Here is an 11,928-nt window from a genome sequence, read left to right on the forward strand (position 1 = left end):
CTACCGGCACATGCTGGAAAAGCACTCGTTGAAGCAAAGCATGTCCCGACGTGGCAACTGCTTGGACAATGCGGCAATGGAAAGCTTCTTCGGGACGCTGAAGTCGGAGTTCTTCTACCTGAACAGCTTTGACAGCATCGAGAGTCTGGAGGCCGGGCTAGTGGAGTACATCAAGTACTACAACCAAGAGCGAATCAGATTGAAATTGAAGGGGCTAAGCCCGGTAAAGTACCGGGAACAGGCCCAACCAGCCGCCTGACCCCACCGTCCAAGTCTCGGGGGTCACTTCACCATGGGGGCTCGATGGCGCCATCCATGGCGCCATCGGTCCCGCGAACCCACCCCGACCGACCCCCGACAGCTTTCGGGCACGTCCAGCCACGGAAAAGAAAAAAGAAGACCAGAGCAAAAGCGGCCTGGCCGGCTCACTTTTTGTAGAGCCGAGCCCATGCTCGGCTGCTTTCAGGCCAGTCCGCGAAGCACGGCGTCACCGCCAGCCCCACCCACCCGGCCAGCCCCCAGGAAGCAGGCATTCCGCGACCAAGCCACGAGGGGCTGCGCCGTTGGCTGGAAACTACGGCCACCAGCCACGCCCGAACCGGGCGAAATGATCGGCCGCGCGTTCGAACGGATTGCGTGCACTCACCCCACCACACAGCAGGTACACCGGCAGGTACAGCGGCCCCAGCACCATGTACTGGTAAACGTGCGCGCGCTCGTGGTCGTCCAGCCGGATCAGCGGCTCCACGCCCCACCCCGCCTGATGCGCATAGGTCCGGCAGCAGATGCCGAGGTCATGGCCGGTATGCAGGATCACGTTGCCCAGGGTGATCGCCCCACCCGGCCCCCACGGCCAGCGATCGAACACCAGCGCGCAGTCACGGCTGCTCCAGCGCAATGTCGCGCCGCCGAGCATGCCGGCCAGGCCGCCGATCAGGCCGATCAGTGTGTTGGGCAGCGTCCATGCGGCGCCCAGCATCTGCAGCGCGCGCAGCCAGAGCGGCCAGGATCGAGCGGCGGTGTTCAATCCGCCTCGTTCGGAATCAGCAGCCACAGGATCAGGTAGATCAGAATGCCGGGGAAGGCGGCCGAGCCGATCGATACCAGCACGAACACGATCCGCACCAGGGTGGGGTTCCAGCCGAAGCGATGGGCAATGCCGCCCATCACGCCGGCAATCATGCGGTCGTTCAACGAACGCGACAGCGTCTTGGGCGTGGTGTTCACGGCGGTGTCTCCTCGGCTTGCGGGCAGAATCAGTCGAGCACGCCGCGACTCTACACCGCCTCCATGTCTACGGCGTGCGGAGACGCAGCGCCTGCAGGCGCGCACTGAACCAGGCGGCTGCGGTCTGTTCAGGCTGCCCCGGGCACTGGATGCGGTAAGGCTTCCCGCTCATGCTGCTCTGACTGGCGGCGCGCTCGATGAACTGCTCGGCGCTGTCCACCATGTCCTTCTTCAGCAGGTAGTCATACTTGCGCTGCAGATGGGCGCGCGCATCGCTGCCGTCGTACCAGCTGCCATTGCGCTGGAACCGGCACTGCGAGCCATCCAGGCTGGAGATCAGCTGGGCGATCTCCCGGCGTGCGTCGGCACTGGGTGCGGCGTGGGCAAGTGGTGCTGCCAGCAGTGCCGCAAGAATCAACAAAGTCCGGTACGTCATCATCCCCCCAAGTCAGTCGAGCATGGCTCGACTCTACAGGTCGCGTGCCTTCAACCAGCCATCAATCGTGGCCGGCACTTCGCGCTGCGCGCGGCCGGACACATAGATACCAATGTGGCCACCGCGGAAACTGGACTCGGTGTAGTCGTCCGTGCCCAGGCGCCCACGCATCGCGCGCGAGGCGTCCGGCGGTACCAGATGGTCCTGCTCGGCATAGATGTTCAGCACCGGCAAGGTCACCTGCGACAGATCCACCGCTTCCTCGCCGATCCGCACCGTGCCGTTCACCAGCCCGTTGCCCTGGTAGAACTGCTTGATGAAATCGCGGAACGCCTCGCCCGCCAGGTCCGGCGAATCGAAGATCCACTTCTCCATGCGCAGGAAGTCCTCAAGCGCCGCCTTGTCATCGAGGATGTCGAGCAGGCCCACATACTTCTGCACGTTCAGGCGGAATGGCTTGAGCATCAGGTAACTGGCGTTCATCAGGTCGGCCGGGATGTTGCCCAGCGTGTCGACCAGCAGGTCCACGTCCACCTGCCGCGCCCAATGCGAGAGCATGTTGTCGGCCGTCTGGAAGTCGACCGGGGTGACCATGGTGATCAGCTTGCCCAGCTTCTGCCGGCGCAGCGCGGCGTAGCAGAGTGCGAACACGCCGCCCTGGCAGATGCCGAGCAGGTCGACCGGGCCACCACTGCGCGCACGCAGCGCATCAACCGCACCATCGATATAGCGCAGCAGATAGTCCTCCAGCGTCTGGAAGCGCTCCGAACGATCCGGGTAGCCCCAGTCCAGCACGTACACATCCTGCCCGAGCGCCAGCAGCTTCTGCACCAGGGAGCGGTCGGCCTGCAGGTCGACCATGTACGGCCGGTTGACCAGCGCGTAGACGATCAGCAGCGGCGTGCGCCGGGTCGGCGCCTGTTCGCCGACGAAGCGGTACAGCACCACCTTGCCGTCGCGCCACACTTCCTCGCGGGCGGTCACGCCGTAGTCTACGTCTTCCACCTGCGGCAGCAGCTTCAGCCCCTCCATCAGCTTGCGCTGCATCGCCAGGGTTTCCTGCATCAGGTCGTCGGCGTTGAAGCCCAGCGGTCCCTTCATCGGTCACTCGCCCGCGCGGAAGTGCGAGGTGCGGCCTTCTTTGCAGGCGCCTTTTTCGCAGTCGCCTTCTTTGCCGGCGCAGCCTTCTTTGCGGCATTGCGTGCGGCTGGCTTCACCTTCGCCGGCGCCGGCTGCGCCACCGGATCGACCGCGGCGGTTCCAGCCAGCACCGCCACTTGTGCCTGCAGCCGGCGCAGGCTGCGCTCCAGCTCGGCGATGCGGCGGTGTGCGGCATCCATCTCGCTGCGGGTCGGCAGGCCGATACGTTCACTCATCTGTTCCACCTCGCGCTGCAGGCCGGCGCGCAGACGCATCTGCGCGTTGCCCAGCGAGGCGTACACCTGCTGGAACGGTTCGGACATGGCGACCTTGGCGTAGGCCTCCTCGGCCACTTCGATCCACAGGTCGAACATCGCGCGGGCGCTGGTCAGCTGGCTGCCCGGCTGTTCGTGCTCGGCCAGGCGCTGCTCGAACAGCGCAAAGGCCTCGTCCAATGCCCGCTTGATCTGGTCGACATAGGCGCGCGAATGCTGCTGGTACTCTTCCTGCGCACGCAGCAGGGCCTGCCAGCGCGCCCGGTGCTCGCGGCCGGGGCCGAATGCCGGGCTCTGCAGCCACGGGCCCGCCTGCAGCTGGAACTGCTGCAGCCATGCGGCGAATTCAGGTACTGCGGCACCGGCGTGGGTGCTGCCGCGGGCGCCCTGCAGCATCCATTGCAGCATGCCGTCGCCCTGCCCCTGCACCGCCTCACGCCAGGCCTGGGCCACGTCGGCACTGCTGGCGTCGCGGCCGGCAAACCGAGCGGCGACCTCCTGCATGGTGCCGTACCAGCTGCCCGCCTGTTCGCGGAACCGGCGCATGGCATCTTCCGGCGCGCCGGGCGCCTGTTCGGGCAGCAATTGGCCCCACCAGTCAAACAACCGTTGCCAGCTGCCGGGGTCGTCACCGGCAGGTGCAGCGGGCGCGCCCGCATGGCGCAGAGCATCACCCCAGGCGCCGAAGTACTGCCGGGCCAGGGTCTCGAAATCGCTGCTGCCGGCGTCGTGGGCCGAGCTGGTCATCGCAGGCCTCCGCAGGGCTGGCTCATGGCTTGGGGATACGCAGGGTCTTGCTGATCATCAGCGACCCGGACAGGGCGAACAGCAGCACTATCGGGTGCAGCTGCCACGGTCCGATCTGCCACTGGCCGAACCAGATGTTCTGGCCGATGGCATCGGTGCCGGCGGCGATCGCCAGCACGATCACCAGCACCAGGCTGGTCGGGATCGGGGTGCCCTCGAAATACGTGACCTTGCCCTCGTCGCCGGTCATTGCCTCGGCAGTGACGTTGTAGCGTGCCAGGCGGCTGACGCCGCAGCAGACGAAGTAGCTCAGCACCAGCCAGTCCCAGCCACCCTGCATGCCGCAGGCATAGGCAAGCGCCGCTGGGGCCACCCCGAAGGAGATCACGTCGGACAGCGAGTCCAGCTCGCGGCCCAGGGTGGAGCTGGACTTGCGCCAGCGCGCGATGCGCCCATCAAGGGCGTCGAAGATGAAGGCCAACGGGATCAGCGCCATGCCGAACAGCAGGTAGCCACGCTCGCCGTCCTGCAGGAAGCGCATGGCCGCAAATACCGCACCGGTGCCGCAGAAAGCATTGGCCAGGGTGAACCAGTCGGCCAGCTGGAATTCGCGCAGCATCGAGAAGTGACGTTTCATGTGGACTCACGGAGCATCAAGGCTCACAGGTTACCGCGAGCGCCGCCGCTGGCGACAGCGCCGGCCGGTCCCACCCTTCACTACACCCTCACCTGCCCTCACCGGCGGTGAATTTTTCGCCACCCATCTTGACAGCCTAGGGGGGTGGCGCCTGTCGCGGCTTATCCACAAAGTTGCCCACGCGTAATCCACACCCCCTGTGGACAACCAGATCTCACCGACTGCGACGGTGGACATTTCCTCATCACCCTGACGCGGGGTTTCCCTACTTCCCAAGCCGCGAGGTCGGCGCTATGGTCACCGGCGGGCCCGCCGCCGCCACGTCCGATTCCTGGTGACGGACGATGATGATGCCGGATGCTTCCACCTGCTGCTGGCGCAGCGGCCATGAAGCGGTAGAGCCGTCCGCTGGCCGGCTGCCCCTGCCATTCCGGAGTGCCGGCCAGCGGCCGGCACTACCCAGCGTGCACCCGCCGCCACCGGGCGAAACACAACACCTGCATCACCAGCATCGCCAGCAACCCCAGCGGCCACGCCCACCACACGCCGGCCAGCCCGTGCTGCGCCTGCATCCACATCGCCAGCGGCAGCTCCACCAACACTACCGCTGCCATGCCCAGCACAGCTGGCAACCCTACCGTGCCGCTGCCGCGCATCACCCCGACAAGCACCGCGCTGATTCCCATCGCCAGCACGCCCCACACCACAGTCCGCAGCTGCAACGCAGCCAGCTCGCGCACGTCGGCCGCCGCCAGGATCAGCCCGGTCAGCCCGGGCGCCAGCGCCACAACCAGCACCACCACCACGCTCAGCGTCGCCAGCCCCACCAGCACACCCGTCCGGGCGATGGCCGGCAGCCGTGCCGTACGCCCGGCGCCCATCGCATGCGCCGCGAGGATGGTGGCGGTGATCCCCAACGACATTGCCGGCAACTGCACCCAGCTCATCAGCTGGTTGACCGCACCGTAGGCTGCCGTGGCCGTGTAGCCATAGCGGTTGATCCAGCCCAGCAACACGATTTCGGCGACGGCCAGGCTGAGCATCTGCAGCGAGGAGGGTATGCCGATGCGGAGCATCGATCGGATGATCGCGCCATCGAAACGAATGGCATGCAACAACTCAGGGCCCGGTGCCAGGGGATGTCCTGCCCGATGCCAACGCAACAACAGCCAGCCCAGGGCCAACAGCGAGGCAAACGCCGCCGACACCGCCGCACTGGCCGATCCCAGCCGCGGCAGGCCGGCCCAGCCCAGAATCAGCAGCGGCGTGCACAGCAGGCCCACCGCCGTGGCCAGCAGCAGCGCATGCAGCGGCGTCTTCGCATCGCCTACTGCACGGCTCACGGCAGTGGCCAGCCACAGGAGGAAGAACGCCGGCACCGCCAGCAGCAGCACGCGCGCGTAGACGATGGACTCACCGAGGATCGGTGCCGGTGTACCCAGTGACATCAGAAGCTGTGGTGCGAAACCGCTCCCCAGAGCCATCACCAGCACCGACAGCACAAGGATCAGCGCCACCGCACTGCCAGCCACCGCGCGCACCTGCTGCGGCCGACCCGCGCCCCAGGCCTGCCCGATCAGCACCATCGCGCCGGTCGCCAGACCCATCACCAGGGCCAGCAGCAGGAAGAAGACCGGGAAGAACGCAGCGGCCACGGCCACCGCCTGGGTCCCGAGCAGATGGCCAAGGTAGATGTTGTCCAGCGTGCCTGCGGCCAGCTGCAGCGCATTGGTCAGCAGCATCGGCAGCAGCAGGGTCAGGTAGGTGCGCCACAGAGGCGGCGCGACCAGGGGCGTGGGATGTACAGGGGAGTTCATGGGGTTCTCTGGGCAAGGCGCTGCCCTGCCCGGCGTTTCCACCAGCAAAGCAAGCACAGGGGACCGGGCCGTGGCCCGCGATCAGGTGGCGCCGCCGTTCAACGACGGCGCGATGGTTCAGCCGTCGGCGCTGTCGAACGCCAGGCGCAGGGCGTGGTCGCGCACATCCCTGGGCCAGGAATGCAGCACCGCTTCAAGGCCCGTACGGTCGTGCGCGAACAGCACGCGGATGGCCTCCTCGAAGCCCGGCAGGTCACCGGCGATGGTCTGCAAGAAGTGATAGGCGCGCTCGGCATCGCGACGCCGGCGGTCCTTGTCCGCACCGGCGCGGCTGGCCGCCTCCACCAGTTTTCGCAGTGCCACCGAGGCCCCGCCCGGCTGCTCTGCCAGCCATGCCCAGTGGCGCGGCAGCAACGTCACTTCGCGCGCTACCACGCCCAGCTTCGGGCGGCCACGGCCACGCGGGGCCGCCGCAGCGTCTTCGGCAGTGATCTCGGCATCCGCCTCGCCAGAGGGGGGAAACGCTTCGGTTACCCGCGCCAGCAGTTCCTCGTCACTGCCGCGCGTATCGAAATCGCGGGTGCGACCGGTGGCGTTGTCGAACACCAGCAATGGTCCGGCAGCGTTGTCGGCGCGCAGCCGCTTGAGCGCCAGTGCCGCCATTTCCGGTCTGCCGGAAGCAACGAGGCGATGGCCGTCGAAACAACTGAAGGGAGGGAGTCGGGACGCAGGCATGGCAATGGCATCAGAGGTGATGCGCAAATATTGCCCGGGTAATTTATGGTCGTCAATATCGCCCGGGTATTAATTGACCGAAAGAGCCTGCCAACCCGGGTTGGCACCCACCGGAATGGTTGGCACCTCCCCGATTCGCCGGGTCACAGCCGGCTGTAGGACCAACTGACCATGCGCCCGTCCTTGTACGGCATCACGCCGTGGAACGGGCGCGGGTCGGCGTCGAACACCAGCGGCAGGAAGTTGCGGTCGCCTTCCCACATCGGCAGCGTGTCCAGCTTGTCCAGATCCACCCACTCCAGCGTGCCTTCGTGGTTGCCGCCGTGCGGGGTGCCTTCGAAGCTGTCGATGACGAACACGAAGCCCAGCCAGTCTTCGCCGTGCTTGCCGAAACCGGGCCAGCTGAGAGTGCCGCGCAGGCGCATGCCGGTGCAGTCGATGCCGGCTTCCTCGGCAATCTCGCGGCGCATGCTGGCCGCCACGTCTTCGTCCGCTTCGATCTTGCCACCCAGGCCGTTGTACTTGCCGAGGTGATGGTCACCGGGGCGCGTATTGCGATGGATCATCAGCACCTGGCGACGATCGGGCGACAGCACATAGCCCAGGGTGGCGACGATCGGGGTGTACGGCATGGGGCGGCATCCAGCGGCAGGTCAGCCCTGGATTATGGCCGATCAGCGCACCAGCGACAGGCGGCGCTCGGCAGGCGCACCGGCGCCATCGGGGTCACGGCGCAGCGTTGCGACGCCGTGGCCGCGCTCGGCCAGGTATTCCAGCCACTTGCCGAGGAAGGTGTTCATCCGCATCCGGTGGCTGATCAATTCCGCCGGTGGCGGGTACAGGCCCATGGTGTCCTGCCAGCGGCGGCCGACGTAGCAATGGGTGGTCTCGGCCTGGCGCGCGTCACGGTACAGGCGAACATAGGCCGAAGGATCCGGCTCGCCGGTGACCGGGTCGGCAATGTCGTAGGTCAGCCGCAGTTCCACCGTATAGCGGTGGCACTCGATCACGTCCAGGCGGACATCCAGGCCGTCGCCGATCGAGGAAATGTAGCTGCCCGCCGCCAGTCCCGCCGGTTCGAACAGGCGCACCAGATGGCGGTAGTTTTCCGCGTACAGGCCCATGAGCCAGCTCAGCCGGCTCAGGCGGGGAATGCGTTCGGTACGGGGCAAGGCTCGGGCCATGGGTCGATCCTACACGTTGGTGCTTCAACGTGGGGGCGCCTCGAGCCACAGCCAACCCGACGACGACGATCCCCTGCAGGGCCGAGCCCACGCTCGGCTGCGCTTCGGCCAGAACCCGGTGGCCCAGCCGAGCGTGGGCTCGGCTCCACGGGCGCAGCCAGGTGCGCCGGAAAGGATCAATACAGCTCGCGCTGCAGCCCCAATGTGGCCAGCACCTTGCTGGAAATCTCCTCGATCGAGGTGTGGGTGGTGCTCAGGGTCGGGATCCGCTCCATGCGGAACATGGTCTCGGCCGCGGCCACCTCGCGCTTGCAGGTGTCCAGGTTGGCGTAGCGCGAGTTCGGGCGGCGCTCCTGGCGGATCTGCTGCAGGCGGTCCGGATCGATGGTCAACCCGAACAGCTTGCGCCGGTAGTTGCGAAGGCGCGGCGGCAGGCGGTCGCTTTCCAGGTCCTCGTCGGTCAACGGGTAGTTGGCCGCGCGCACCCCGTAATGCAGGGCCAGGTAGATGCAGGTGGGCGTCTTGCCGGCGCGCGACACCGCCACCAGGATCACGTCGGCATCGTCGTAGTTCACCGCGATACCGTCATCGTGGGTCAGGGCGAAGTTCATCGCGTTGATGCGGCGGTGGTAGGTGTCGAAATCGACCATGCCGTGGGCCTGGCCGACCCGGGCCAGGCGCGGGCTGGCCAGTTCACGCTCCAGCGGCTCGATGAACGGCGCGAACACATCCAGCATCAAGGCACCGCTGTCGGCCAGGATCAGGCTCAGGCTCTGGTCCACGCAGGAGTTCACCACGATCGGCCGGACCTGGTACCGCTCCCCCGCCGCCTGGATCCGGGCGCAGGCTTCACGCGCTTTTTCAGGGTCGTCGACAAACGACATCCGATCGGTAATGAAGCTGAACCCGGAGAACTGGGTCAGCAGGCTATGCCCAATGGTTTCAGCGGTGATACCGGTTCCATCGGAAACGTAGAACACCGGACGGATGGTCGACATGCGCGCTTTTACCCCCTACGAAGCCTAAAAAGGCCGCCAGCACAAGCTTGTGCCGACGGTGCTCTGCCCGGCATCATATCGGCTTCTTCCTACGGACGCGGCCACTCAGCCCGCCTCGGGCGATGGCCAAACGGAGCATCGCGCTTGAACGAGAACATCCTGTGGTTGCACGAACTGCGTCTGGCCGATCTGGCCCGCGTAGGCGGCAAGAATTCGTCCCTGGGCGAGATGATCGGCAACCTGGCCGGTCTGGGCGTTTCGGTGCCGGGCGGTTATGCCACCACCGCTGAAGCCTTCAAGGACTTCATCGCGCACAACGATCTGTCCAAGCGCATCTTCGACAGGCTGGCCACGCTGGACGTCGAGGACGTCAACGCGCTGACCGCCGCCGGCAAGGAAATCCGCGGCTGGGTAATCGACGCCCCGCTGCAGCCGCAGCTGGACCAGGACATCCGCACCGCCTACGCCAAGCTGAGCGCCGACAACGGCGGCGGCGACGTGGCCGTGGCCGTGCGTTCGTCGGCCACCGCCGAGGATCTGCCGGATGCCTCCTTCGCCGGCCAGCAGGAAACCTTCCTCAACGTGACCGGTGCCGACGACGTCGTGCACAAGGTCAAGGAAGTGTTCGCCTCGCTGTACAACGACCGCGCCATCGCCTACCGCGTGCACCACGGCTTCAAGCATGAGGACGTGTTCCTGTCCGCCGGCGTGCAGCTGATGGTGCGTTCGGGCGTCGGCTCCTCCGGCGTGCTGTTCACCCTGGACACCGAGTCCGGCTTCCGCGACGTGGTGTTCGTCACCTCCTCGTTCGGCCTGGGCGAGATGGTCGTGCAGGGCGCGGTCAATCCGGACGAATACTACGTCTACAAGCCCACCCTGCAGGCCGGCAAGCCGGCTATCCTGCGCCGCTCGCTCGGCAGCAAGGCGATCCGCATGGTGTATTCGGATGTCCCCGGTGAGCGCGTCCGTATCGAAGACACCCCGGCCGAACTGCGCACCACCTTCTCGATCAGCGACGAGGACGTGCAGGAACTGGCCAAGCAGGCGCTGGTCATCGAAAAGCACTACGGCCGCCCGATGGACATCGAGTGGGCCAAGGACGGTGTCAGCGGCAAGCTGTTCATCGTGCAGGCGCGCCCGGAAACGGTGAAGTCGCGCAGCCACGCCACCCAGATCGAGCGCTTCGCGCTGACCGAGAAGGGCGGCAAGGTGCTGGCCGAGGGCCGCGCCGTCGGCGCCAAGATCGGTTCGGGCGTGGCCCGCGTGGTGAAGACGCTGGACGACATGAACCGCGTGCAGCCGGGCGACGTGCTGATCGCCGACATGACCGATCCCGATTGGGAACCGGTGATGAAGCGCGCCTCGGCCATCGTCACCAACCGCGGTGGCCGCACCTGCCACGCCGCGATCATCGCGCGCGAGCTGGGCGTGCCGGCCGTGGTCGGTTCGGGCAACGCGACCCAGGTCATCGAGGATGGCCAGCTGGTCACCGTCAGCTGCGCTGAAGGTGATACCGGCTTCATCTACGAAGGCAAGCTCGGCTTTGAGCGCACCACCACCGATCTGGGCAACATGCCGCCGGCGCCGCTGAAGATCATGATGAACGTGGCCAACCCGGAACGTGCCTTCGACTTCGGCCAGCTGCCGAACGCCGGCATCGGCCTGGCCCGCCTGGAAATGATCATCGCCAGCCACATCGGCATCCATCCGAATGCGCTGCTGGAATACGACCGCCAGGACGCCGCGACCAGGAAGAAGATCGACGAGAAGATCGCCGGCTATGGTGATCCGGTCAGCTTCTACGTCGACCGCCTGGCCGAAGGCATCGCCACCCTCACCGCCTCGGTCGCCCCGAACGCCGTGATCGTGCGCCTGTCGGACTTCAAGTCCAACGAGTACGCCAACCTGATCGGCGGCAGCAACTACGAGCCGCACGAAGAGAACCCGATGATCGGCTTCCGCGGCGCCAGCCGTTATGTCGACCCGAGCTTCTCGGCCGCCTTCGCGCTGGAGTGCAAGGCCGTGCTGCGCGTGCGCAACGAAATGGGCCTGGACAACCTGTGGGTCATGATTCCGTTCGTGCGCACCCTGGAAGAAGGCCGCAAGGTCATCGAGGTGCTGGAACAGAACGGCCTGAAGCAGGGCGAGAACGGCCTGAAGATCATCATGATGTGCGAAGTGCCGTCCAACGCACTGCTCGCCGATGAATTCCTGGAGATCTTCGACGGCTTCTCGATCGGCTCCAACGACCTGACCCAGCTCAGCCTGGGCCTGGACCGCGACTCGTCGATCGTCGCGCACCTGTTCGACGAACGTAACCCGGCGGTGAAGAAGCTGCTGTCGATGGCGATCAAGTCGGCACGTGCCAAGGGCAAGTACGTCGGCATCTGCGGCCAGGGCCCGTCCGATCACCCGGATCTGGCCGAATGGCTGATGCAGGAAGGCATCGAGTCGGTGTCGCTGAACCCGGATACCGTGGTTGATACCTGGCTGCGCCTGGCCAAGCTGAAGGCCAACGGCTGATGCCGTGATGGGCTGACGTTGCTTTCATCGACGTCCGCCCATACTGCTGCTGCACGCAAGCCCCGCCTCTGAAGTGACCCCCGGGAGTTGGACATCAGATCCAACCCCGAGGGATACATGAACAGATACGACGCGCGTTTCAAACTGCAGGTCGCCAAAGAGGCCTGCAAGACCTCCACATCGGTCAAAGCCGTTGCTCGTCGCTACGG

General features: G+C 66.2%; 14 protein-coding genes. 3 read left to right on the top strand and 11 right to left on the bottom strand.

Annotated features, from left to right (window positions below):
- Window positions 1-259: IS3 family transposase (locus RCF13_RS10025; protein WP_308141115.1), on the top strand; the 259-nt coding region annotated here is incomplete at its 5' end.
- Between the two features lie 315 nt (window positions 260-574).
- Here RCF13_RS10025 and RCF13_RS10030 read toward each other — a convergent pair.
- The 11 genes from RCF13_RS10030 to RCF13_RS10080 form a co-directional block, all read right to left on the bottom strand.
- A complete protein-coding gene (locus tag RCF13_RS10030; protein ID WP_099486665.1) occupies window positions 575-979 on the bottom strand; it encodes a hypothetical protein in 405 nt (134 codons plus the stop codon).
- Window positions 980-1,023: 44 nt separating this feature from the next.
- Window positions 1,024-1,227: a PspC domain-containing protein gene (locus RCF13_RS10035; protein WP_005417153.1), complete on the bottom strand. Its 204-nt coding sequence runs from the start codon at window positions 1,225-1,227 to the stop codon at window positions 1,024-1,026.
- Between the two features lie 67 nt (window positions 1,228-1,294).
- A complete protein-coding gene (locus tag RCF13_RS10040; RefSeq protein ID WP_134968117.1) occupies window positions 1,295-1,663 on the bottom strand; it encodes a YfeK family protein in 369 nt (122 codons plus the stop codon).
- Between the two features lie 33 nt (window positions 1,664-1,696).
- The gene (gene phaC / locus RCF13_RS10045; protein WP_005410089.1) at window positions 1,697-2,764 is read right to left on the bottom strand and encodes a class III poly(R)-hydroxyalkanoic acid synthase subunit PhaC; all 1,068 of its coding nucleotides are present in this window, start codon (window positions 2,762-2,764) and stop codon (window positions 1,697-1,699) included.
- The gene (gene phaE, locus RCF13_RS10050; RefSeq protein WP_231352175.1) at window positions 2,761-3,825 is read right to left on the bottom strand and encodes a class III poly(R)-hydroxyalkanoic acid synthase subunit PhaE; all 1,065 of its coding nucleotides are present in this window, start codon (window positions 3,823-3,825) and stop codon (window positions 2,761-2,763) included. Before phaE ends, phaC begins: the two co-directional genes overlap by 4 nt.
- A gap of 22 nt (window positions 3,826-3,847) precedes the next feature.
- Window positions 3,848-4,462 (bottom strand): phosphatidylcholine/phosphatidylserine synthase, encoded by a 615-nt coding sequence (locus RCF13_RS10055; RefSeq protein ID WP_134969169.1) that lies wholly within the window; start codon window positions 4,460-4,462, stop codon window positions 3,848-3,850.
- Between the two features lie 455 nt (window positions 4,463-4,917).
- Complete coding sequence (locus tag RCF13_RS10060; protein ID WP_134969170.1) at window positions 4,918-6,279, bottom strand: MATE family efflux transporter; 1,362 nt, start codon at window positions 6,277-6,279, stop codon at window positions 4,918-4,920.
- Between the two features lie 117 nt (window positions 6,280-6,396).
- Entirely contained in the window at window positions 6,397-7,014 is a 618-nt protein-coding gene (locus RCF13_RS10065) for a DUF2239 family protein (RefSeq protein ID WP_134969171.1), read from the bottom strand.
- A gap of 143 nt (window positions 7,015-7,157) precedes the next feature.
- Window positions 7,158-7,646, bottom strand: coding sequence for an 8-oxo-dGTP diphosphatase (locus RCF13_RS10070; protein ID WP_005417168.1), 489 nt, complete (start codon window positions 7,644-7,646; stop codon window positions 7,158-7,160).
- 42 nt (window positions 7,647-7,688) lie between these two features.
- Complete coding sequence (locus tag RCF13_RS10075; RefSeq protein WP_032954273.1) at window positions 7,689-8,198, bottom strand: DUF1249 domain-containing protein; 510 nt, start codon at window positions 8,196-8,198, stop codon at window positions 7,689-7,691.
- Between the two features lie 176 nt (window positions 8,199-8,374).
- Complete coding sequence (locus RCF13_RS10080) at window positions 8,375-9,196, bottom strand: pyruvate, water dikinase regulatory protein (RefSeq protein ID WP_005417170.1); 822 nt, start codon at window positions 9,194-9,196, stop codon at window positions 8,375-8,377.
- A 144-nt stretch (window positions 9,197-9,340) separates the two neighbouring features.
- On the opposite strand from RCF13_RS10080, the gene ppsA reads away from it, so the two are divergent.
- Complete coding sequence (gene ppsA, locus RCF13_RS10085; RefSeq protein ID WP_231352177.1) at window positions 9,341-11,719, top strand: phosphoenolpyruvate synthase; 2,379 nt, start codon at window positions 9,341-9,343, stop codon at window positions 11,717-11,719.
- 117 nt (window positions 11,720-11,836) lie between these two features.
- Window positions 11,837-11,928, top strand: a 92-nt coding sequence (locus RCF13_RS26285) for a transposase (protein WP_146136448.1), incomplete at its 3' end; no start/stop codon positions are given.

It is taken from the genome of Stenotrophomonas maltophilia group sp. RNC7, from assembly GCF_030910085.1.
Classification (GTDB): domain Bacteria; phylum Pseudomonadota; class Gammaproteobacteria; order Xanthomonadales; family Xanthomonadaceae; genus Stenotrophomonas; species Stenotrophomonas sepilia.

What these genes read in the sequence shown, in the direction of transcription:
- phaC (WP_005410089.1), bottom strand. Translation starts at nt 2,764, where the DNA reads ATGAAGGGACCGCTGGGCTTCAACGCCGACGACCTGATGCAGGAAACC.
- RCF13_RS10065 (WP_134969171.1), bottom strand. Translation starts at nt 7,014, where the DNA reads ATGCCTGCGTCCCGACTCCCTCCCTTCAGTTGTTTCGACGGCCATCGC.
- RCF13_RS10030 (WP_099486665.1), bottom strand. Translation starts at nt 979, where the DNA reads ATGCTGGGCGCCGCATGGACGCTGCCCAACACACTGATCGGCCTGATC.
- RCF13_RS10060 (WP_134969170.1), bottom strand. Translation starts at nt 6,279, where the DNA reads ATGAACTCCCCTGTACATCCCACGCCCCTGGTCGCGCCGCCTCTGTGG.
- RCF13_RS10055 (WP_134969169.1), bottom strand. Translation starts at nt 4,462, where the DNA reads ATGAAACGTCACTTCTCGATGCTGCGCGAATTCCAGCTGGCCGACTGG.
- RCF13_RS10075 (WP_032954273.1), bottom strand. Translation starts at nt 8,198, where the DNA reads ATGGCCCGAGCCTTGCCCCGTACCGAACGCATTCCCCGCCTGAGCCGG.
- phaE (WP_231352175.1), bottom strand. Translation starts at nt 3,825, where the DNA reads ATGACCAGCTCGGCCCACGACGCCGGCAGCAGCGATTTCGAGACCCTG.
- RCF13_RS10040 (WP_134968117.1), bottom strand. Translation starts at nt 1,663, where the DNA reads ATGACGTACCGGACTTTGTTGATTCTTGCGGCACTGCTGGCAGCACCA.
- RCF13_RS10070 (WP_005417168.1), bottom strand. Translation starts at nt 7,646, where the DNA reads ATGCCGTACACCCCGATCGTCGCCACCCTGGGCTATGTGCTGTCGCCC.
- RCF13_RS10080 (WP_005417170.1), bottom strand. Translation starts at nt 9,196, where the DNA reads ATGTCGACCATCCGTCCGGTGTTCTACGTTTCCGATGGAACCGGTATC.